Raw genomic sequence first — 21547 nt, 5'->3', positions numbered from 1 at the left:
TCGCCGCCGGGGAGGGAGCCTCAGCCGCGGCGGGAGGCGAGCGCCGCCTCGTAGAGCGCGCGGCGGGAGAGCCCCGTGATCTCGGCGACCTCGGCCGACGCCTCCTTGAGCCGCGATCCGGCCTCGACGCGGGCCAGCACGTCGGCCAGCGCGTCCTCGAGCGACGCCTCCCTCGCGGGGGCTCCCTCGACGACCAGGCAGATCTCGCCGCGCAGGCCGTCGGCCGCCCACTCGGCCAGCTCGGCCGCCGTGCCGCGACGGACCTCCTCGAACATCTTGGTGAGCTCGCGGCAGACGACGGCGCGCCGCTCCGGGCCCATCGCCTCGACCAGGTCGGCGAGCGCGTCGCCGATCCGGTGCGGGGACTCGAAGAAGACCATGGTGCGGCGCTCGTCGACGAGCGCCCGGAAGGTCGAGACCCGCTCGCCGTGCCGGCGGGGCAGGAACCCCTCGAAGCTGAAGCGATCCGTCGGGAGCCCGGACACGGCGAGCGCCATGAGCACCGCCGAGGGACCGGGCAGCGCGGTGACCGCGACTCCCGCCGCCACCGCCGCCTCGACCAGGTGGTAGCCCGGGTCCGAGACCGTGGGCATGCCCGCGTCGCTCAGCACGAGCAGGTCCTCCTCGCGGGCCAGCTCCACCAGCTCGGCGGCGCGCTCGCGCTCGTTGTGGTCGTGCAGCGCGTAGAGGGCGGGCCGGTTCTCGACGCCCAGGGCGCGCATCAGCTGGATGGTCACGCGCGTGTCCTCAGCGGCGACGTGGCGGGCGGAGCCCAGCGCCTCCACGAGCCGGCGGGAGGCGTCGCCGAGGTTTCCGATGGGAGTGCCGGCGAGGATGATCATGCCGCCAGTCTCCCAGGCCGGGTCCGGGGCCTCCCGCCGCGGATCGCCGCCGTCCCGGGAGGAGGCGCCCCGTTAGCATGGCCGGGTGACGGACCGACCGCAGCGCGACTTCGACGACCTGCTCCTGGACGCGGCGGGATCGGCGCGCTCGGTCCCGGTGGAGCCCGCCGAGGCGTCCGCACCACGCGAGCGCACCCCGCTCCCGGACGTGCCGCGCGGCTCCTGGTTCGACGACCTGCACGCCCGGCTCGTCGCCTCCCCCGCGCGCCGCCGGCTGTACGAGCTCGGACTGCCGCTGCTGGTGGTCGCACTGGCCGCCGTGCTGCGGCTGTGGAACCTCGGCCACCCGCGCTCGCTCGTGTTCGACGAGACCTTCTACGTGAAGGACGCCTGGACCCTCTGGAACCTCGGGTTCGAGGGCGCCTGGCCCGAGAACCCGGACCCCGGCTTCGCGGCCGGCGACGTGGACACCTACACGGGGGCGCCGTCCTTCGTGGTGCATCCGCCGCTGGGCAAGTGGATCATCGGGCTCGGGATGGGCGTGTTCGGCGCGGACGACAGCGTCGGCTGGCGCGTCGCGACCGCCGTCGTGGGGATCCTCGCCGTCGCGCTGGTGATCGTGATCGGCCGCCTCCTGTTCCGCTCCACCCTCCTGTCCTCCTTCGCGGGGCTGATGCTCGCGCTCGACGGCCACGCGATCGTGATGTCGCGGGTGTCGCTCCTGGACGGGATCCTGATGTTCGTCGCGCTCTGCGGGGTCGCGGCGGTGCTGCTGGACCGGCGCTGGGCCGAGCTGCAGCTGGCGCGGAAGGTGGAGGCGGGAGTGCTGCCGAGCTGGGGGCCGGTCCTGTGGTGGCGGCCCTGGCTGCTCGCGGCCGGCGTGCTCTTCGGCCTGGCCGCGGGCGTGAAGTGGACGGGCGTCTACTTCCTCGCGGCGTACGGCGTGTACGCGGTGGTCGTCGACGCGCTGATGCGGCGCCGTGCGGGCGTGCCGTTCTGGGGCAGCGGCGCGATCCTCAAGCAGGGTCCGGTCACCTTCCTCCTGGTCGTGCCGATCGCCCTGATCGCCTACCTCGTCACCTGGACGGGCTGGCTGCGCACCTCCGGCGGATGGGCCCGGCAGTGGGCGTCGGAGGCCCCCGGCAACGCCTGGACCGGGGCTCTCGCGTGGGTGCCGGACTGGGCGCAGAGCCTCTGGCACTACCACGTGCAGATGTACGACTACTCGATCAACCTGCGGGCCTCGCACCCCTACGAGGCGAACCCGCTCACCTGGCTGCTCATGCTCCGACCGACCAGCATGTACTTCGTCGACCAGGCGACGGGCGTCGACGGCTGCACCGCCGCACGCTGCGACGAGGCGATCACCTCGGTCGCCAATCCGCTCATCTGGTACGCCGGAGTCCTGGCGCTGGTGTACCTCCTCTACCGGCTCGCGCGGTACCGGGAGTGGCGCGCCGGCTTCGTGCTGATGGGGATCGTCGCGGGCTACCTGCCGTGGCTGCTCTACCTCGACCGCACGGTGTTCCAGTTCTACTGCGTCGTCTTCGAGCCCTACATGATGCTGGCGCTGGCGCTGACGGCCGGGATCGTGATCGGGAGTCCGGGCGACGAGCGGAGGCGGCGCACCCGGGGCGTCCTCGTGGTGCTCGTCTTCGCGGTGGCGGCGGCCGCGCTGACGGCCTACTTCCTGCCGCTCTGGATCGGCGCGCAGACGTCCTTCACCTTCTGGCAGGCCCACATGTGGCTGCCCTCGTGGGTCTGATCCGGCGGCTGGGCCCGGGAGTCGCGGCCTGCGCCGTCGCGGCGGTGATCGCGGCCCTGCTGCACGCGACGGTGCCGGCAGTGCCGATGCTGACCGCGGCGGTCGCGCTCGGGATCCTCGTGGCGCAGCTGCCCGCGGCGCGCCCCCTGCTGAGCGGGGCGCTGGCGCCGGGCCTGAAGTTCTCGTCCCGCTCGCTGATGCGTGCCGGCATCGTCCTGCTCGGGCTGAAGCTCTCTCTGATCGACATCGCTGCGCTGGGCTGGGGCGCGATCCTGGTCGTGGTCGGGATCGTCCTGGCCACCTTCGGCCTGACCTGGGCGCTGGGCCGGGTGCTCCGGCTGCCCGGGCAGGAGCCGCTGCTGCTCGCGGCGGGCTTCTCGATCTGCGGGGCCTCGGCGATCGGCGCGATGGCCGGAGCGACCCGGGCGAAAGAGCAGGAGCAGGCGACGCCGGTCGCGCTGGTGACGCTCTGCGGCACGCTCGCGATCGCGGTGCTCCCCGCACTGCAGCAGCCGCTCGGGCTCTCCGACGTGCAGTTCGGGCACTGGGTCGGCGCCTCGGTCCACGACGTGGGCCAGGTCGTGGCGACGGCCCAGGTGGCCGGAGCGTCGGCGCTGGCCGTGGCGGTCGTGGTGAAGCTCACCCGAGTGGTCATGCTGGCGCCGATGGTCGCGGTGGCGGCGGCGGTCACGAGGCGCCGAGGCGGGACCGGCGGGACGCGCCCGGCGATCGTGCCGCTGTTCGTGGTCGGGTTCCTCGCCGCGGTGCTGCTGCGCACGCTCCTCCCCCTGCCGGAGGGACTGCTCGCCGCCGCCGACACCGCACAGACCTGGCTCCTCGCCGCGGCCCTCTTCGCGCTCGGCAGCGCCGTCCGGGTGCGCGCGCTCGTGACGACGGGGTGGCGTGCTCTCCTCGTCGCCCTGGTGTCGTGGGCGGCGATCGCGGCGATGGGACTGGCCGCGGTGCAGCTGGCGCTCTGATCGGCGCTCCGATCCGCTCGACCGCTCTGTCGCGCACGGTCGCTCTGCACTGCGGGGCCGCTCTGTTACGCGATGCGTCGCTCCGGCGCGGCGGTGTCGGCGGCTCCCGCTAGCGTCGATCGCATGGCAGATCGTGAGTACGGCTTCAAGACGCGTGCGATCCACGCGGGCAACATCCCCGACGCGGTGACGGGCGCCCGCGCTCTGCCGATCTACCAGACCAGCGCCTTCGTCTTCGACGACACCTCCGACGCCGCGGCCCGCTTCGCGCTGCAGAAGTACGGCAACGTCTACTCGCGCCTGTCGAACCCCACGGTCGCCTCCTTCGAGGAGCGCGTCGCGAGCCTCGAGGGCGGCCTCGGCGCCGTCGCCACGGCCTCCGGGCTCTCGGCGCAGTTCATCACCTTCGCGGCGCTCGTCGGCGCGGGCGACCACGTGGTGTCCTCCGCCAACCTCTACGGCGGATCGATCACCCAGCTCGACGTCACGCTCCGCCGCTTCGGAGTGGACACCACCTTCGTCCGCTCGAGCGACCCGGCCGACTACGCGGCGGCGATCACCGAGAAGACCAAGGTTCTCTACGCCGAGACGATCGCGAACCCCTCCGGCGAGATCGCCGACATCGAGGGCCTCGCCGCGGTCGCGCACGCCGCCGGCATCCCGCTGATCATCGACTCCACGGTCGCCACGCCCTACCTCGTCCGCCCGATCGAGTGGGGCGCCGACATCGTCATCCACTCGGCCACCAAGTTCCTCGGCGGACACGGCACCACGCTCGGCGGCGTCGTCGTCGAGTCGGGGCGCTTCCACTACTCCCCCGAGAAGTTCCCGCTGCTGCACGACCCGGTCGCCTCCTACGGAGACCTGTCGTGGGACGGCAACTTCGGGGAGTACGGCTTCCTCACGCGCCTGCGCGCGGAGCAGCTGCGCGACATCGGGCCGGTCCTCGCTCCGCACTCCGCGTTCCTGCTCGCCCAGGGCGTCGAGACGCTGCCGTACCGGATCCAGGCGCACGTCGACAACGCGCGCCGCGTCGCCGAGTGGCTCGACGCCGACCCCCGCATCGAGGCGGTCTACTGGGCCGGGCTCCCCGCGCACCCGCACCACGACCGTGCGCAGAAGTACCTGCCGAAGGGGCCGGGCTCGGTCTTCAGCTTCGTGGTCAAGGGCGGCCGCGCCGTCGGCCAGACCTTCATCGAATCGGTCGACCTCGCCAGCCACCTCGCCAACATCGGCGACGCCAAGACGCTGGTGATCCACCCCGCCTCGACCACCCACGCCCAGCTCACCGAGGACCAGCTCCTCCACGCGGGCGTCCTCCCCGGACTCGTCCGCCTCTCCGTCGGCATCGAGGACGCGGACGACATCATCTACGATCTCGACCAGGCGCTCGCCCGCGCGGTCGAGGAGCACGGCACTCCCGACACTCCGACCGAGCTCCCCGAGGACACGACCACCACCCTGCACACCCCGGCCGTGGAGGTCTGAGCATGAGCACCACCGACACCGCCGACACGGTCGTCCAGCTGTCCAACGGGCTGAGCTGCTCGGTCCCGGCGAACTCGCCGCTGGCGAAGATGCTGCGCTCGCAGCGCACCTGGGTGGGCCCCGACGCCCGCAGGCGACTCGACATCCTCCGCCGCGCAAGGACCGTGGCGATCGTCGGCGCCTCGCCGAACCCGGCCCGCTCCTCCTACTTCGTCGCCACCTACCTGCAGCAGTCGAGCGACTACGAGCTCTACTTCGTGAACCCGAACGCCACCGAGATCCTGGGGCAGCCGGTCTACCGCAGCCTCGCCGAGCTCCCGGTCGTGCCCGACATCGTCGACGTGTTCCGCAAGGCGAGCGACATCCCCGCCGTGATCGACGACGTCCTCGCCGTCGGCGCGCCCACGGTCTGGGTGCAGCTGGGGATCTGGAACCAGGAGGCGGCCGAGTACGGCGAGTCGAAGGGCCTGACCGTCGTGATGGACCGCTGCATCAAGGTCGAGCACGCCCGCTTCCACGGCGGCCTGCACCTGCTCGGCTTCGACACCGGCCAGATCTCGGCGCGCAAGACGCTGCGCTGACCCGCCGCAGACCCTCGTCGACGCCGGATCTCCGTGGCTCTTCGTCGCGGGCGCGGCTCGGGCGGCGCAGTCCGCCGGCCCCGGCGTAGTCTCGGTGGATGAGCGCCTACGTCTCCGTCCTCGACCTGTTCAGCGTGGGGATCGGCCCGTCCAGCTCGCACACCGTCGGACCGATGCGCGCCGCCCTCGCCCTCGCCGAGCGGATCCGCGACGCCGGGCTCCTCGGCCGCGTGAGCCGGGTGGGCTGCACCCTCTACGGCTCGCTCGGCTCCACCGGGATCGGCCACGGCACCCCCGACGCGGTGGTCGCCGGTCTCGCCGGCCTGGACCCCGAGACGTGCGACCCGGCGCTGGTGCACGGGGCATGGCAGCGCCTCGACCCGGAGGGGACGATCCTGCTGGCCGGCGAGCAGCGCCTCGCGATGACGCGCGACGATGTCGTCTTCGAGCCGCGCACGAGGCTGCCGGAGCACCCGAACGCCCTCACCTTCAGCGTCTGGGTCGGCGACGACGCGCTGCCGGTGTGGGAGGAGACCTACTACTCGATCGGCGGCGGTTTCATCCGGCGCGCGGGCGAACGCGCCGAGCTGGCTGCGCTGGCCCCGCACCCCTACCCCTTCGTCTCCGGGCTCGACCTGCTGGCGACCTGCGATCGGACCCGCTCCGGCATCGCCGAGATCGCCGCCGCGAACGAGCGCGCTCTGCACCCCGGGGTCGACATCGACGCCCGCCTCGACGCGATCTGGGACGCCATGGCCGCCTGCGTCGAGCACGGCCTGGCGACCGACGGCGTGCTGCCGGGCGGCCTGGGCGTCCGCCGCCGCGCCTCGGTGCTGCGCGAGCGCCTCGAGGCCTTCGAGGAGGACCCTCTCGACCGCGCCCGCGCGACCTCGGTGGAGTGGCTCCACGCCTTCGCCCTCGCGGTGAACGAGGAGAACGCCGCGGGCGGGCGCGTCGTGACGGCTCCGACGAACGGAGCGGCGGGCATCATCCCCGCCGTCGGGCACTACTACCTCCGCTTCGTCCCGGGCGCCGACCGCGCGGGGCTGCGCCGCTTCCTCCTCACCGCCACCGCGATCGGCTCGCTCTGCAAGACGAACGCCTCGATCTCCGGTGCGGAGGCGGGCTGCCAGGGCGAGGTCGGCTCGGCCTGCGCGATGGCCGCCGGAGCGCTCTGCGCGGTGCTCGGCGGCACTCCGCGCCAGGTCGAGAACGCGGCCGAGATCGCGATGGAGCACCACCTCGGACTGACCTGCGACCCGGTCGGCGGCCTCGTGCAGATCCCGTGCATCGAGCGGAACGCGATCGCCTCCTCCACCGCGGTGAGCGCAGCCCGCCTCGCGCTGCACGGCGACGGCGACCACCGCGTCTCGCTCGACGCGGTCATCGAGACGATGCGCCAGACCGGCATCGACATGTCGTCGAAGTACAAGGAGACGAGCGAGGGCGGCCTCGCGGTCAACGTCATCGAGTGCTGAGCGCCCGTGGCGTCCGTGACCGTGCGTGACGCACGCGGGCGCACATGTCGGCGGTCGCGCCTAGCGTGGGGCGGGTGAGCACCTCCTCCGTCCCGTACCTCGCCCGGCCGATCGTCTCGACCCAGTGGCTCGCCGACCAGCTCGGCCGCGAGCACCTCGTCGTCGTCGACGCCAGCGTGCTGCTCGTGCCCGGCTTCGACGGGCGGCCCGGCTACCTCAGCGGCGACGAGCAGTACCTCCTCGAGGGGCATGTCCCCGGCGCCGTGTTCGGCGACCTGCTCGAGCAGCTGTCGGATCCGGCGGCTCCCCTGCCCTTCACCCGGCTCGACCCGGAGCGCTTCGCCGCCGCGACCGCCGCGCTCGGCATCGACGACGACTCGGTGGTCGTCGTGTACGACTCCGCGGTCGGCCAGTGGGCCTCGCGCGTGTGGTGGCTGCTGCGCTCGGCCGGGCACGACGCCGTCGCGGTGCTCGACGGCGGGCTCCCGGCCTGGCGGCGGGAGGAGCGCCCGATCGAGACGGGGCACGTCGAGCCCGCCGTGAGCGGAGGCATCAGCGTGCGCGAGGAGCGGCCGCTCTGGATCGACAAGGCCGGCGTCGAGAGGGTTGTGCGCGGCGAGGCTCCCGGGGCGCTGGTCTGCGCGGTCCCGCCGAAGGAGTTCACCGGGGAGGAGGGGCGCCGCCCCCGCCTCGGACACCTGCCGGGCTCGCGGAGCGTCCCCGCCGGGCGGCTCGTCGACCGCGCCGACAACACGCTCCTGCCGCCGGAGCGGCTGCGGTCGCTGTTCGGAGACGCTCTCCAGGCCGAGCGGATCGTCCTCTACTGCGGGGGCGGGATCGCCGCGACGGCCGATGCACTCGCACTGGCGGTGCTCGGAGTCCACACGGCGGTCGTCTACGACGGCTCGCTCAACGAGTGGGCCGCCGACCCCGCGGCGCCGCTGGTGGTCACGGCCGCGTGAGCAGCTCCTCCGGGAGGCGGGTCGTCGGCAGGGCGCAGACGAAGGCCTCGCAGGAGTAGGCGGTCGGCAGCCCCTCCCGCGAGATCCGCCCCTCGAACAGCTCGAAGCCCGCGTCCGCCCAGTCCCGGGCGCCCTCGTCGGACACGCCGACCAGCACGCCGATCCCGGCCGACCGGGCGCCCTGCACCGCCTCCGCCGCTCCGGGGCCTACGACGACCATCTGCCGCACCGGGCGAGCCAGCCGCGAAGCGAGCCCGAGCACGGCGCCGAAGCCCATCGGCTGGCGGACCGCGCCCGGAGCGATCGAGGCGACGACCGCCTCGGCCGCCTCCCGGTAGCGCTGCGATCCGGTGAGCAGGTACAGCTCGTGCGCCGCGTCCGCCGTCGCCGACAGGCCGGAGGGGTAGGCGCCCTCGGAGGGGTCGGCCGCGAGCAGGAGTCCCCGCGCGGTCAGCGCCGGGTCCCCTCCCCCGGGCAGCGCGAACGGCAGCGGGCCGTCGGCCGCGTCGAGCGCGCCGTCGATCAGGGTGCGCGCCGCGACCGCGTAGAGCGGGCGGCCCTCCGCCAGGGCGAGCTCGAGGAGCCCGCCGGCCAGCATCCCGAGGTCCTCCAGCGCCGGGCGGGCCGCGGAGACGGCACCGTCGAGGGAGGCGCGCACCGCGACGCGGCCGTCGACGAGGTGCCGCTGCAGCACCGCGTCCGCCGCGCGCCGGGCGGCGTCGAGCCACTCCTCCCGTCCGAGCACGCGTCCGGCGCGGGCGAGCGCGCGGATCGCCAGGCCGTTCCAGCCGGTGACGACCTTCTCGTCGAGAGCGGGAGGCGCGAGGCGGGACCGGTCCTCGGCGAGGTAGTAGCCGCCCTCCGAGCGCTGGCCGTCGACGATGCTCTCCGAGTCCTGCGCCGATGCGAAGCCGCCGCCCGGCCGCTCGAGAGTGGTCAGGAGGAACGCGGCGAGGCCCTTCGCGATCCCGGTCAGCTCCTCCACCCGGGCGCCGTCGTGCCCGAGCAGGACGGCCGCGACGTCGAGCAGCTGCGCGTTGTCGTACAGCATCCGCTCGTAGTGCGGATCGCTCCAGTCGGCCTGCGTCGCGTAGCGGAAGAAGCCCCCGTCGCGGTCGCGGAGCGGGGACGCGGCCAGCGCGAGCAGCGTGCGCTCGGCGAGCGCCGCTCCCGAGGGCCGCGAGGCCAGGAACCCGAGCACGGGAGCCACCGGGAACTTCGGGGCGCCGCCGAAGCCGCCGTGCACCCGGTCCTCCTCGTCCGCGAGTGCGCGGACGGCGCCGTCGAGCTCGGCGTCGCCGGGCAGCGCGGAGTCGGCGGGCAGCGCCGCGGTCGCCTCGCGCAGGGCCGCGGCCAGGCCCCCCGCCGTCGCCTGCACCTCGTCGCGCCGCAGCCGCCACGCCTCCGAGACCGCGTCGAGGACGTCGGAGAAGGCGGGCACGCCGCCGACGGCGCGCGGCGGGAAGTAGGTGCCGGCGAAGAAGGTCTCGCCGGCGGGGGTGGCGAAGGCCGTCAGCGGCCAGCCGAGCTGCCGGGTGAACGCGCTCGCGGCCGTCAGGTAGGCCGTGTCGACGTCCGGATGCTCCTCGCGGTCGACCTTCACCGCGACGAAGTCCGCGTTCAGCCGAGCGGCGAGCACCGGATCCGAGAACGACTCCCGCGCCATCACGTGGCACCAGTGGCAGGTGGAGTAGCCGATCGACACCATCACCGGGACGTCGCGGCGCACCGCCTCGGCGAACGCCTCCTCGCCCCAGGGGAACCAGTCGACCGGATTGTCCGCGTGCGAGCGGAGGTAGGGGCTGACACTGGAGCGCAGACGATCGGCCATGCGCCCCACGCTAGACGTGGGCGGAGCCTCCGGTCAGGGGGTTGCCGCGGGACGGAGGGTCAGGAGGTCCGCGGGACGCCGAGGTCCGCGGGTCTCCCCCGCCGCCGGCCCGCCCGGCCGCTCAGCGCTCGAAGAACCAGCCCGACGGCCGCTCCGTGCCGCGCACGACCGTGCCGCCTCCGCCGCTCCCGCCGCGACGGCCCACCGCCAGGTAGGCGAGGCTGCCGATGAACGGCGCGATCACGATGAACGCCACCCAGGAGACCTTCGCGACCTTCGAGAGCCTCGGGTTCGACAGCACGCCCCGGATCGCGAAGAGCAGCAGCACGATGTTCAGCACGACCAGCAGGGACTGCGGATTCATCGGGGTGCTCCACGGGATCGTGCGCCGCGGTCGACCGGCGCCAAAGCGCCCGACCGGGCAGGGTGGCCCGCGATGATTCACGAGACAGGGCATTGTCGCACGCGGCGTAGGATGGAGGGCTCATGTCAGACGTGCTCAGCATCCGCTACCCGCCCGAACTCCCCGTGTCGGCGCGGCGCGAGGACATCGCCGCCGCGATCCGCGACCACCAGGTGGTCATCGTCGCCGGCGCGACCGGATCGGGCAAGACGACCCAGCTGCCGAAGATCTGCCTGGAGCTCGGCCGCGAGAGCATCGCGCACACGCAGCCCCGGCGCATCGCCGCGCGCACCATCGCCGAGCGCATCGCGGAGGAGCTCGACGACGAGGTCGGCGGGCTGGTCGGCTACCAGGTCCGGTTCACCGACAAGGCGTCCGCCTCGACGCGGATCAAGCTGATGACCGACGGCATCCTGCTCAACGAGATGAACCACGACCGGATGCTCAGCCGGTACGACACGATCATCATCGACGAGGCGCACGAGCGCAGCCTCAACATCGACTTCCTCCTGGGCTACCTGCACCGCCTGCTGCCGCAGCGCCCCGACCTGAAGGTGATCATCACCTCGGCGACGATCGACCCGCAGAGCTTCGCGGCCCACTTCGCCGACGCCGCCGGCGAGCCCGCGCCGATCATCGAGGTCTCCGGCCGCACCTACCCGGTCGAGATCCGCTACCGCCCGCTGGTCGCCGAGGAGCCGGAGGAGGACGACGACACCGACGTCCCCGACGCGACGAGCGGCAGCCGCGACCTGATGACCGGCATCGCCGACGCCCTGGCCGAGCTGGCGCGCGAGGATCCGGGCGACGTCCTGGTGTTCCTCTCGGGCGAGAACGAGATCCGCGACGCCGAGGACGCCATCCGGGGCCGGAATCTGCCGGGCACCGAGGTGCTCCCCCTCTACGGGCGCCTGTCGGCGGCCGATCAGCACCGCGTCTTCGAGAAGGGGCGCACCCCCGGCGTCCGCCGCCGCGTCGTGCTCGCGACCAACGTGGCGGAGACGAGTCTCACCGTCCCCGGGATCCGCTACGTGATCGACGGCGGCACGGCCCGCATCTCGCGCTACAGCGCGCGCTCGAAGGTGCAGCGGCTGCCGATCGAGGCGGTGTCGCAGGCCTCCGCGAACCAGCGCTCCGGCCGCTCGGGCCGCACCAGCGCGGGCATCGCGATCCGCCTCTACTCCGAGGAGGACTACCTCCGCCGCCCCGAGTACACCGATCCCGAGATCCTGCGCACGGGCCTGGCCGCGGTCATCCTGCAGATGATCTCGCTCGGACTGGGCGACATCGCCTCGTTCCCGTTCCTCACTCCGCCCGACTCCCGCGGCATCAAGGACGGCCTCGACCTGCTCACGGAGCTCGGCGCCCTCCGCGTCCCCGGCTCCCCCTCCGCCGCGCCGCGAGACGCCGCTCCGGTGCGCGGCACGCCGCCGAGCGCGCACTCGAGCGGCGTCCCGCGCAAGGGGGCGGAGGCCGCGCCGCAGCTCACGCGCATCGGGCGCGACCTCGCGCGGCTCCCCATCGATCCGCGCTTCGGCCGGATGGTGATCGAGTCGCGCCGCCACGGCGTCAGCCGCGAGGTGATGGCGATCGTCGCGGGCCTCACGATCCAGGACGTCCGCGAGCGCCCTCTCGAGCGCCGCGCGCAGGCCGACCAGCAGCACGCGCGCTTCGTCGATCCCACCAGCGACTTCCTCACCCTGCTGAACCTCTGGAACTACGTGGAGGAGAAGCAGGAGGAGCTCTCCTCGAGCGCCTTCCGGCGCCTGTGCAAGGCCGAGTACCTCAACTACCTGCGCGTGCGCGAGTGGCAGGACGTGTTCCGCCAGCTGCGCCAGCTCGCGCGCCCCCTCAAGCTCGAGCTGGGCGAGCCGAAGGTCGACCCCGACGGGATCCACCGGAGCCTCCTGGCCGGCCTGCTCTCGCACTTGGGCATCAAGGACACCACCTCGCAGCAGGCGCAGCGCGCGGCGAAGAGCCGCGAGCGCCAGAACGTGCAGTACATCGGCGCCCGCAACGCGAAGTTCTCGATCTTCCCCGGCAGCGCCCTGGCCAAGAAGCTCCCCGACGCGGTGATGAGCGCCGAGCTGGTCGAGACCAGCCGCCTCTTCGCCCGCTCGAACGCCGCGATCGATCCGGCCTGGGCCGAGGCGATCGCGGGCGACCTCGTCAAGCGGCAGTTCAGCGAGCCGCACTGGGAGAAGGCGCAGGGCGCGGCCGTCGCCTACGAGAAGGTCACGCTCTACGGCGTGCCGATCATCGCCCGCCGCCGCGTGCAGTTCTCGCGGATCGACGCCTCGTACGCCCGCGAGCTGTTCATCCGGCACGCCCTCGTCGAGGGCGAGTGGGAGTCGCGCCACGCCTTCGACCGCAAGAACCGGGCCCTGCGGGCCGAGCTCGAGCGGCTGGAGGAGCGCACGCGCCGCCGCGACCTGCTCGTCGACGACGAGGCCGTGTTCGACTTCTACGACCGCCGACTCCCCCGCGACATCACCTCGGTGCGCTCGTTCGACTCCTGGTGGCGGACGACCCAGCACGACGAGCCCGACCTGCTGACGATGACGCAGGAGACGCTCCTCCCCGAGGACGCGGAGCAGATCGACGAGACCGCGTTCCCCACGCAGTGGCGCCAGGCCGACCAGCGCTTCCGCCTCTCGTACCGGTTCGAGCCGGGGACGGAGGAGGACGGAGTGACGGTGCACGTGCCGCTCGCCCTCCTGCCCCGCGTGACGCCCCTCGGCTTCGACTGGCTCGTGCCGGGGCTCCGGGCCGAGCTGGTCACCGCGATGATCAAGGCGCTGCCCAAGCACCTGCGCCGGAACGTGGTGCCCGCGAACGACTGGGCGCGCAAGCTCACCGCGTCCCTGCCGCACGACGTGCCGAATCCGCCGACGGAGTCGTTCGCGGCGACCCTGGCCGGAGCGATCCGCCGCGAGGCCGGCGTGGTGGTGCAGCCCGAGGACTTCGACCTCGAGCGCATCCCCTCGCACCTGCGGGTCACCTTCGCCGTCGCCGACGAGCGGGGGCGCACGATCGCCGCCGGCAAGGAGCTCGCCCCGCTGGCCGAGCGCCTGCGCGGTCGGGTCCGCGACGAGGTCGCCCGCGTGGTCGAGGCCCGGGTCCCCGACGCGCTCGAGCGCCGGGGTCTGAAGACCTGGGACATGCCGGAGCTGCCCCGCGTCACCGACACCCGGCAGGGCGGGAACACCATCCGCGCCTACCCCGCCCTGATCGACGACGGCGACTCTGTCTCGATCCGCCTGCTCGCCACGGCCGAGGACCAGGCGCGCGAGCACCCGAGAGGCGTCCGCCGCCTCCTCCTGCTCGCGACGCCGAGCCCCGTCGCCTACGTGCAGCAGCACCTCACCTCGAACGAGAAGCTCGTGCTCGCGCAGAGCCCGTACCAGAACACGACCGCGCTCTTCACCGACTGCCTGCTCGCCTGCGTCGACGCGGTCCTCTGGCGGATGAAGCCCGACGGGATGCTCTTCCTCCGCGCCGAGTTCGACGCCGTGCGCGACCGGGTCTCGGCGAGCGTCATGGACGCGATGTTCGAGACCGTGAAGACGGTCACGACGATCCTCACCACCGCCCGGGGCGTCGAGAAGGCGCTCAAGGCCTCGACGAGCATGGCGCTCCTGCCCGCCCTCACGGATGCGCGGGAGCAGCTCTCCGGTCTGGTCTACCCGGGCTTCGTCTCGGCGACCGGAGTGGAGCGGCTGCGGCACCTCCCGCGCTACCTCGGCGGGATCACCGAGCGCTTCGGAAAGATCGCCGAGAACGTCGGGCGCGACCGCGTCTGGCTGAACGAGGTGCAGGCGGCCCAGGAGCTCTACCGCTCGGCAGGCGGCGTCGTGCCGCTGCCCGCGCACGCCCCGGAGCGGATCGCGCGCGCCCGCTGGATGATCGAGGAGCTGCGGGTGAGCTTCTTCGCGCAGTCGCTCGGCACCGCCGAGAGCGTGTCGCTGCAGCGGATCCGCAAGGTGCTGGCCGGCTGACGCGCCCCTCCGCCGAGGGAACCGCGACCCGTCGAGGGGCCCTCGGGCAGCGGTCTCCCTCGACGAACCGCAGTCCCCTCCGGAGCGCTAGTGTCGTCCGGTGGGCAGCTACACCGATCTCCTGAAGACCCCCGGGGTGGGGCGCATCATCCTCGCGCAGCTGACCGCGCGCTTCCCGTTCGGCATGCTCTCGCTGGCGTTCCTCCTGCACGTGGAGCGGGTGCACCACTCCTACGCCGCCGCCGGCCTGGTGCTCGGCTCGATGTCGATCGGGCAGGCCATCGCCGGGCCGCTGACCAGCCGCCTGATGGGGCGGCTCGGAATGCGCCGCGTGCTGACGATCACCCTCGTGGTCTGCGCGGGCGCGATCATCGCGATGGCCGTGCTCCCGCTCGAGGTGTGGCAGTTCGTCGTGATCGGGTTCGTCGCCGGCCTGAGCATGCCGCCGGTGCAGCCCGCCGTGCGGACCATCTACCCCAAGATGGTCACCAGCTCGCAGCTGACCCCGCTCTTCTCGCTCGACGCCTCCGCGCAGGAGATCATCTGGGTGCTCGGCCCGGTGCTGGCGACGCTCGTGTCGATCCAGGTGTCGACGGTCGCGGGCATCCTGACCGCCGCCGCGTTCCTGATCGGCGGCGGGATCTGGTTCATCGCCTCGCCCGAGGTGGGCCGCGTCCGCATCCCGCGCTCGAAGCGCCGCCTCGGCGTGGTGCTCACGAAGCCCCCGGTGCTGCTGGCCACGGTCGTCGGCTTCCTCCTCATCGGCGCCTGCTCGGCGGTCGAGGCGGGCGTGGTCGCGGTGTTCGGCGAGGGCGGAGTCGAGTCGGGCGTCGTGCTCGCCGTGTTCGCGGCGGGGTCCCTGGTCGGCGGCCTCGCCCTCGGCCACATCCCGATCAGCCGGTGGGCGACCGCGCGACGGATGCTGATCGTCACGGTCGGCATGGGTCTGGCGGCGGTCTCGACCGACTTCTGGTGGCTGTGCGTCACGCTGTTCCTCGCGGGCATCGGCATCGCCCCCGCTCTCGCGGCTCTGTTCGCGATCACCGCCTCGAGCGTGCGCTTCTCGGACACGGCGGAGGCCTACGGCTGGGTCGGCACCGGTCAGCTGATCGGCGCGGCGCTGGGCTCCGCGATCGCCGGCGTGCAGATCGACCAGGCCGGGCCGACCGCCGCCATCGTCGTCGCCGCCGCCTTCGCCCTGGTCGGCTTCCTGGTGCCCCTGCTCGGCCGCCGTTACCACCCGGATCTCCGCGGGCGCGACGCCAGCCCGCTGCCCGACACCGAGCCGGTCACGCTGCCCTCCTAGGCCGCCACCCCGGTTGTCCCGCGCCTGTCGGGCACCCTAGGGTGAAGGCCCACGACGACGAGGGGACGGCATGGGACTGCGGGAGGACGCGGAGGAGCTGGTGCGCGAGCACCGGCGCGCCGCCGCCCGGACCGACCTCCTCGACCCCTGGTCCGATCCGGAGACCCCGGAGTGGTGCACGGAGCTCGCCGCCGCGCTCTGGCAGGGGTCCTTCCGCCCGAGTCCCGTCTACTTCCGCCGCGAGGAGTCCTCGCACGCCTGGCGCGGCCCGCACTCGACCCGCCTGCACCACCTCGGCTACGGGTGGCAGCTCACCGCGCACCGCGAGCAGCACGGGGTCGTCGCCTCCGAGACGGCGGTGGTCCTCGAGACGGGCTCCCTCTGGCGCGGACTCGGCATCGGCCGGCGCCCCGTGCGCGCGCTCCGCGGCCGGCTCGGCGTCGAGGGCCTGCAGGCGGGCCACGACGTGCACTTCGCCGCGCGCGGCATCGACGAGCGCAGCGACGCGGAGCGCGCCGAGCGACGCCTCCTCTTCGGGGTGGCCGGTCTCGCGGCGCTGATCGAGGACGACGTGCACGTGGGACCGCACGGCGAGCTCGACTGGAGCGTCTGAGGCGCGTGCCAGCATGGGAGGCATGAGCGTCCCCCTGATCCCCCTCAACGACGGCCGCGCGATCCCCCAGCTCGGGCTCGGCGTCTACAAGATCGGCGACGAGGAGGCGGCCCGCACGGTCGCCGTCGCCCTGGAGGCCGGCTACCGGCACGTCGACACCGCCACCCTCTACGGCAACGAGCGCGGAGTCGGCGAGGGGATCCGCGCGAGCGGCCTCCCCCGCGAGCAGGTCTTCGTGACGACCAAGGTCTGGAACGACGACCACGGCTTCGACGAGACCCTCGCCGCCTTCGACCGGAGCCTCGAGCTGCTCGGCACCGACTACGTCGACCTCTACCTCGTGCACTGGCCGATCCCCTCGCGCGACCGCTACGTCGACACCTACCGTGCCCTCGAGCGCCTGCAGAGCGAGGGGCGGGCCCGCTCGATCGGCGTCTCGAACTTCGCCGAGGAGCACGTGCAGCGCCTGCTCGACGAGACGGGAGTGGTGCCCGCGATCAACCAGGTCGAGCTGCACCCGCGGCTGCCCCAGGAGGAGCTGCGCGCCTTCGACACCGCCCACGGGATCGTCACCGAGGCCTGGTCGCCGCTGGCACGCGGGCGCCTCCTCGACGAGCCTGCCCTGGCCCGCGTCGCCGCGAAGCACGGCGTCTCGCCGGCGCAGGCGGTGCTGCGCTGGCACGTGCAGCTCGGCGTCGTCGTGATCCCGAAGTCGGTGACGCCGGAGCGGATCCGCGAGAACCTGGACGTCTTCGGCTTCGCCCTCGACGACGAGGACCTCGCCGCGATCGCCGGGCTCGCGACCGGTGAGCGCACCGGCCGCGACCCGCGCTTCGACTGAGGCTCCGGCGATGACGGCGGGCAGGGTCCTGCTCCTGCACGGCCTGGGCGGCTCGGGCCGCACCTGGTGGCGGCTGAGCCGCGAGCTGACCGCGGCGGGCTGGAGCGTCTCCGCTCCCGACCTGCGCGGACACGGCGACGGGCCGCGCGGCGGCTCCGCCCGCCACGACGCCTACGCCGACGACGCCCTCGCGCGGGGACCGTTCGACCTCGTCGTCGGGCACTCGCTCGGCGGAGCGGTCGCGGTGCGCGCCGCCGCCCGCGAGTCCGGCTGGGCGGGGCGCCTGGCGCTGCTGGACCCGGTGCTCCGGCTCGCCCCGGAGCAGCGGGCCGCCGTCCGCGCGGGCGAGCTCGCCGGTCTCGTGGTCTCGGCCGAGGAGCTCGCTGTCGCGCAGCCGCTCTGGGACGAGCGGGACCGGGCCGAGAAGCTCGCCGCGGTGCGGGCCGCCGATCCGGCCGCGGTGGCGGCGACGATCGACGACAACGATCCGTGGGACCTGCTGGCGGACCTGCCGGGCCTCCGCCCGCCGGTCCTCGTGCTGGCCGGCGATCCGCAGGTCGAGACGCTGCTCCCTCCCTCCCTCGCCGCCCTGGTGCTGCGCGCGAATCCGCGCATCCGGTACGCGGTCGTGGCCGGCGCAGGTCACAGCCCCCACCGCGACCGTCCGGAGGAGACGCTCGCGATGCTCCGCGAGTGGGCCGAGAGCCCGGCGACAGCCTGACCGACCCGCCGGCCCGGTCCGTGTTTCGTCCGGATGAAATCTGGCAGGGGGGACTGGGCCGCACCGTTTCCTGTGAATACCCTCGCAGAGGACGCGATCCCCTCCCAGTCTTCGGGAGGTGCGCGTCGGGGCCGCCGACGCGGCGGCCCGTTCTCGAGGAGAGGGAGCCCCAGTGGCGCGAACCACCACGAACACCCCGAGCGGCCGCCGACGCCGCTCGCTGATCGGCTCGAGCGCGATGATCGGAGCGGGCGCCCTCGTCGCCGGCTTCGCCTTCGCGCCGACGGCGAGCGCCGTCGAGCCGGTCGACTTCGCCGACACCGTCACGGTCGACGGCATCATGACCCACCTGGAGGCGCTCCAGTCGATCGCGGACGCCAACGGCGGCACCCGCGCGATCGGCACCCCGGGCTACGAGCTGAGCGGCGAGTACGTGGAGAAGGTCCTCGCGGGCGCCGGCTACACGACGCAGCGCCAGGACTTCACCACCGCGACGCAGACGATCGACGCGTTCACGCTGACCACCGGGACCGGCGCCGTCGGCACCCCGATGGAGTTCACTCCGTCGACGCCCGAGGGCGGCGTGACCGGTGAGCTCATCGCCCCCGTCGATCCGCTCGGCTGCACCACGGACGCCTGGACCGGCCTCGACGCCACCGGGAAGGTCGCGCTCGTCAGCCGCGGCTCCTGCAGCTTCCTCGAGAAGTCGGTCGCCGCCGGTGCCGCCGGCGCCGCCGCGATCATCATCTACGACAACGCGCCGAGCGACGCCCTCAACGGGACGTTCGGCGGACAGGACGAGGCCGCCGTCCCCGGCGTCGGCGTCACGCAGGCCGAGGGTCAGGCGCTGCTGGCGTCACTCCCCGCGAGCGTCTCGGTCCTCATCGACCAGACGACGACCGAGGTGGAGACCTTCAACATCGTCACGGAGACCCCGGGCGGCGACCACGACAACGTGGTCATGCTCGGCGCGCACCTCGACAGCGTGCCCGCCGGCCCCGGCATCAACGACAACGGCTCCGGATCCGCGACGCTGCTCGAGACGGCCGTGCAGCTGGCCGCCGCGGGCGACACGACCAACGCGGTCCGCTTCGCCTGGTGGGGCGCCGAGGAGGTGGGCCTGGTCGGCTCCTACACCTACGTCGACTCCCTGACGGAGGAGGACGCCTCGAAGATCGCGACCTACATGAACTTCGACATGGTCGCCTCGCCGAACTACGTGATCTCCGTCTACGACGCGGACCAGTCCACCTACGAGGCCCCCGTGGACGTGCCCGCCGGCTCGATCGCGACCGAGAAGGCGTTCACCGACTACTTCGACTCGATCGACCAGCCCTGGATCGACACCGCGTTCGACGGACGCAGCGACTACGACGGCTTCATCTCGGTCGGCATCCCGTCCTCGGGCGTCTTCACCGGCGCCGACGACGTCAAGACGGAGGAGGAGGTCGCGCTGTTCGGCGGCACCGCCGGCATCACGCACGACCCGAACTACCACTCCGCCGCCGACGACATCGACAACATCAACCAGGAGGCGCTCGGCATCACGTCGAAGGCCATCGCCTTCGTGACCGCCTCGTTCGCCGCGGACACCTCCGCGATCGACGCCGAGAAGGACCCGACCACGCCGACCCCGACGCCGGAGCCCACCGTGGCCCCGACCGCCGAGCCGACCGTCGCTCCGACCGCGCAGCCGACCGTCGCCCCGACGACCGCGCCCACCACCGCGCCGACGGCCGCTCCCACCCCGAGCAGCACGCCGACCGCCGTGGCGCCGCACCCCGGCGGCCGCCCGCCCCTGGCCTCGACGGGAGCCGACGTCGGCCTGCCGCTGGGCCTCGGCGGACTGCTGATCACCGGCGGCGTCGGCGGGCTCCTGCTCGCCGCGCTGCGCCGCCGGCGCGCCGAGCGCGCCTAGCCGCCACCGCCCCGGTGCCGTCCGGCCGTCGCCCCGCGCGACGACCGGACGGCACCGTCGTTCCGCCCTGGGGGGACCCCGGACCGTCGAGACCACCCGCTGCAGCGGGTCCCTTCGACGGTCGGGGGCTCCCTCGCGTCCGACAGGGCTTCCGGCGGCCGGGGGACACGGTGTTCACTGGGCGCATGCGAGCCATCTGGAAGGGCGCGATCACCTTCGGCCTGGTCAACGTGCCGGTGAAGATCTACAGCGCGACCGAGGACCACGACATCCCGCTGCACCAGGTCCACGACAAGGACGGCGGGCGGATCCGGTATCAGCGCAAGTGCGAGATCTGCGGCGAGGTCGTCACCTTCGACCACATCGACAAGGCCTACGACGACGGCGAGCGCACCGTGGTCCTGTCCAAGGACGAGCTCAAGGCGCTGCCGGAGGAGCGCGACCGCGAGATCGACGTCGTGCAGTTCGTGCCCAGCGAGCAGGTCGACCCGATCATGTTCGACCGCGCCTACATCCTGGAGCCCGACTCCTCCTCCCCCAAGGCCTACGTCCTGCTGCGCCGCACCCTCGAGCAGACGGACCGCACCGCGATCGTCGAGTTCGCGCTGCGGCAGAAGACCCGCCTCGCCGCGCTGCGCGTGCGCGGCAAGCTCCTGATGCTGCAGACCCTGCTCTGGGCGGACGAGGTGCGGGAGGTCGAGTTCCCGTCGCTGGAGGGCAGCACCCGGATCGCGGCGCGCGAGCTCGAGATGTCGGCGCACCTGGTCGACTCCTACTCCGAGGACTTCGACGCCGCGAAGTTCCACGACGCGTACCAGGAGGAGCTGCGCACGCTGATCGACGCCAAGATCGAGCAGGGCGACGCCCTCGACACCGCCGCGACCTTCGGCGAGGCGCCGGAGGAGGAGGGCGGCGGCGAGGTGCTCGACCTGATGGAGGCGCTCAAGCGCTCGGTCGAGCGCAGCCGCGGGGCGAAGGGCGCGCCGGCGGAGGAGGCTCCCGCCGAGAAGAAGGCCGCGACGAAGCCCGCCCCGAAGAAGGCGGCGAAGGCTCCGGCGACGACCGCCGCGAAGAAGAAGCCCGCGGCGAAGAAGGCCGACACGGAGAAGGGCGCCGACGCGCCTGCGAAGAAGCGGACCCCGAAGAAGACCGCGGCGGCGGAGAAGGCGGCGTCCTAGCCCCGCCGGATGCGGAGGGTCGGGGTCAGACGGAGCCTCAGGCCCGCTCGGCCGCCCGGTCGGGCTCGTCGGCCGCGTCCAGCTCGTCCACGTCGTCGAGGTCGACCGCGACCGAGCTGACCAGCGCGAGCAGCGCCTCCGCGTAGGCGTTCTCGGCCGCCGCGTCCTCGAAGGTCCGCGCCCGGCCGCCGAGCTCGACCTCGACGGCGAACCGCGTCTCCGGCTCGGCGAGGCGACGGAGGGAGCGGAAGGTCCCGCGGAGGAGCTCGCGCAGCTGGTCCTCCCGCGGCAGCCAGAGCGAGTCCTCCAGGGAGACGGAGTCGAGCGCCCATTCCGTGGTGCCGTTGAAGCCGAGGACGGTCCCGCTCGGGTACTCGTGCGCCTCGATGGTCATGTCGCTGACGGTGAAGACGTCGCCGTCGAAGCCCTCCCGCTCGATGCGGAAGCGGTCACCGGTGCGGGGCGTCCAGCGCACGCCCGCCGTGCGCAGGGCACGGGCCAGCTCGAAGGAGATCATCCGACGAGTGTGGCCCGCGAAGCCGCGAACGCGCCGCGAGCGGCACCCGCGCGCCCCGATGTCGGTGGATGAGTTTACGTTCATGAAACGTCCGGTTCACAGGCCGGGCACCCGCACTGCATAGC

17 protein-coding genes are annotated in these 21547 nt (G+C 73.3%); 13 read left to right on the top strand and 4 right to left on the bottom strand.

All coding sequences use genetic code 11. The features are described from left to right. Positions 1-20: 20 nt before the first annotated feature. A complete protein-coding gene (rsmI, locus tag C5C69_RS07460) occupies positions 21-842 on the bottom strand; it encodes a 16S rRNA (cytidine(1402)-2'-O)-methyltransferase (protein WP_104257657.1) in 822 nt (273 codons plus the stop codon). An 85-nt stretch (positions 843-927) separates the two neighbouring features. On the opposite strand from rsmI, the gene C5C69_RS07455 reads away from it, so the two are divergent. From C5C69_RS07455 to C5C69_RS07430, 6 genes are all read left to right on the top strand, one after another. Then, a complete protein-coding gene (locus C5C69_RS07455) occupies positions 928-2607 on the top strand; it encodes a dolichyl-phosphate-mannose--protein mannosyltransferase (RefSeq protein ID WP_258065117.1) in 1680 nt (559 codons plus the stop codon). Further along, positions 2598-3587, top strand: coding sequence for a YeiH family protein (locus C5C69_RS07450; protein WP_258062883.1), 990 nt, complete (start codon positions 2598-2600; stop codon positions 3585-3587). Before C5C69_RS07455 ends, C5C69_RS07450 begins: the two co-directional genes overlap by 10 nt. A gap of 123 nt (positions 3588-3710) precedes the next feature. Then, positions 3711-5075 carry an O-acetylhomoserine aminocarboxypropyltransferase/cysteine synthase family protein gene (locus C5C69_RS07445; protein WP_104247355.1) on the top strand — a complete coding sequence of 455 codons (1365 nt, stop codon included), beginning with the start codon at positions 3711-3713 and terminating at the stop codon, positions 5073-5075. A gap of 2 nt (positions 5076-5077) precedes the next feature. Further along, positions 5078-5656, top strand: coding sequence for a CoA-binding protein (locus tag C5C69_RS07440; RefSeq protein WP_104233696.1), 579 nt, complete (start codon positions 5078-5080; stop codon positions 5654-5656). 98 nt (positions 5657-5754) lie between these two features. Then, positions 5755-7134 (top strand): L-serine ammonia-lyase, encoded by a 1380-nt coding sequence (locus tag C5C69_RS07435; protein WP_104257656.1) that lies wholly within the window; start codon positions 5755-5757, stop codon positions 7132-7134. Between the two features lie 74 nt (positions 7135-7208). Continuing rightward, positions 7209-8096, top strand: a complete 888-nt coding sequence (locus C5C69_RS07430) for a sulfurtransferase (protein ID WP_181127038.1) — start codon at positions 7209-7211, stop codon at positions 8094-8096. Here the strand turns inward: C5C69_RS07430 and C5C69_RS07425 are convergent. Then, entirely contained in the window at positions 8083-9927 is a 1845-nt protein-coding gene (locus C5C69_RS07425) for a thioredoxin domain-containing protein (RefSeq protein WP_104257654.1), read from the bottom strand. The genes C5C69_RS07430 and C5C69_RS07425 overlap by 14 nt on opposite strands. Positions 9928-10048: 121 nt before the next feature. Next, positions 10049-10291 carry a PLDc N-terminal domain-containing protein gene (locus C5C69_RS07420; RefSeq protein WP_160033960.1) on the bottom strand — a complete coding sequence of 81 codons (243 nt, stop codon included), beginning with the start codon at positions 10289-10291 and terminating at the stop codon, positions 10049-10051. Between the two features lie 122 nt (positions 10292-10413). Here C5C69_RS07420 and hrpA point away from each other — a divergent pair, with 122 nt between their 5' ends. The 7 genes from hrpA (at position 10414) to C5C69_RS07385 (ending at position 20905) form a co-directional block, all read left to right on the top strand. Then, a complete protein-coding gene (gene hrpA, locus C5C69_RS07415) occupies positions 10414-14328 on the top strand; it encodes an ATP-dependent RNA helicase HrpA (protein ID WP_104257652.1) in 3915 nt (1304 codons plus the stop codon). Between the two features lie 100 nt (positions 14329-14428). Next, positions 14429-15634 (top strand): MFS transporter, encoded by a 1206-nt coding sequence (locus C5C69_RS07410; protein ID WP_104222308.1) that lies wholly within the window; start codon positions 14429-14431, stop codon positions 15632-15634. Positions 15635-15704: 70 nt separating this feature from the next. After that, positions 15705-16247: a hypothetical protein gene (locus C5C69_RS07405; RefSeq protein ID WP_104233702.1), complete on the top strand. Its 543-nt coding sequence runs from the start codon at positions 15705-15707 to the stop codon at positions 16245-16247. A 22-nt stretch (positions 16248-16269) separates the two neighbouring features. Beyond that, positions 16270-17088, top strand: coding sequence for an aldo/keto reductase (locus tag C5C69_RS07400; protein ID WP_104226933.1), 819 nt, complete (start codon positions 16270-16272; stop codon positions 17086-17088). 10 nt (positions 17089-17098) lie between these two features. Next, a complete protein-coding gene (locus C5C69_RS07395; RefSeq protein WP_146083615.1) occupies positions 17099-17809 on the top strand; it encodes an alpha/beta fold hydrolase in 711 nt (236 codons plus the stop codon). A gap of 172 nt (positions 17810-17981) precedes the next feature. Beyond that, positions 17982-19727, top strand: coding sequence for a M28 family peptidase (locus C5C69_RS07390; RefSeq protein WP_104233704.1), 1746 nt, complete (start codon positions 17982-17984; stop codon positions 19725-19727). Between the two features lie 185 nt (positions 19728-19912). Beyond that, on the top strand, positions 19913-20905 hold the full coding sequence (locus C5C69_RS07385) for a Ku protein (protein ID WP_104233705.1): 993 nt from the start codon (positions 19913-19915) through the stop codon (positions 20903-20905). 37 nt (positions 20906-20942) lie between these two features. Here C5C69_RS07385 and C5C69_RS07380 read toward each other — a convergent pair whose 3' ends face one another. Further along, a complete protein-coding gene (locus tag C5C69_RS07380; protein ID WP_244229602.1) occupies positions 20943-21422 on the bottom strand; it encodes a pilus assembly protein CpaE in 480 nt (159 codons plus the stop codon). Between the last annotated feature and the right edge of the window lie 125 nt (positions 21423-21547).

Origin of the sequence: Rathayibacter sp. AY1C7, from assembly GCF_002931865.1 — a bacterium.
Taxonomy (GTDB): Bacteria; Actinomycetota; Actinomycetes; order Actinomycetales; family Microbacteriaceae; genus Rathayibacter.
Note: the sequence above shows the minus strand (reverse complement) of the source record. Positions and strands in the feature narration are given on the sequence as shown.

Excerpts from the sequence above, each read along its gene's own strand:
- rsmI (WP_104257657.1), bottom strand. The coding sequence starts at position 842 with ATGATCATCCTCGCCGGCACTCCCATCGGAAACCTCGGCGACGCCTCC.
- C5C69_RS07445 (WP_104247355.1), top strand. The coding sequence starts at position 3,711 with ATGGCAGATCGTGAGTACGGCTTCAAGACGCGTGCGATCCACGCGGGC.
- C5C69_RS07440 (WP_104233696.1), top strand. The coding sequence starts at position 5,078 with ATGAGCACCACCGACACCGCCGACACGGTCGTCCAGCTGTCCAACGGG.
- C5C69_RS07435 (WP_104257656.1), top strand. The coding sequence starts at position 5,755 with ATGAGCGCCTACGTCTCCGTCCTCGACCTGTTCAGCGTGGGGATCGGC.
- C5C69_RS07425 (WP_104257654.1), bottom strand. The coding sequence starts at position 9,927 with ATGGCCGATCGTCTGCGCTCCAGTGTCAGCCCCTACCTCCGCTCGCAC.
- C5C69_RS07420 (WP_160033960.1), bottom strand. The coding sequence starts at position 10,291 with ATGAATCCGCAGTCCCTGCTGGTCGTGCTGAACATCGTGCTGCTGCTC.
- hrpA (WP_104257652.1), top strand. The coding sequence starts at position 10,414 with ATGTCAGACGTGCTCAGCATCCGCTACCCGCCCGAACTCCCCGTGTCG.
- C5C69_RS07405 (WP_104233702.1), top strand. The coding sequence starts at position 15,705 with ATGGGACTGCGGGAGGACGCGGAGGAGCTGGTGCGCGAGCACCGGCGC.
- C5C69_RS07400 (WP_104226933.1), top strand. The coding sequence starts at position 16,270 with ATGAGCGTCCCCCTGATCCCCCTCAACGACGGCCGCGCGATCCCCCAG.
- C5C69_RS07395 (WP_146083615.1), top strand. The coding sequence starts at position 17,099 with ATGACGGCGGGCAGGGTCCTGCTCCTGCACGGCCTGGGCGGCTCGGGC.
- C5C69_RS07385 (WP_104233705.1), top strand. The coding sequence starts at position 19,913 with ATGCGAGCCATCTGGAAGGGCGCGATCACCTTCGGCCTGGTCAACGTG.
- C5C69_RS07380 (WP_244229602.1), bottom strand. The coding sequence starts at position 21,422 with ATGATCTCCTTCGAGCTGGCCCGTGCCCTGCGCACGGCGGGCGTGCGC.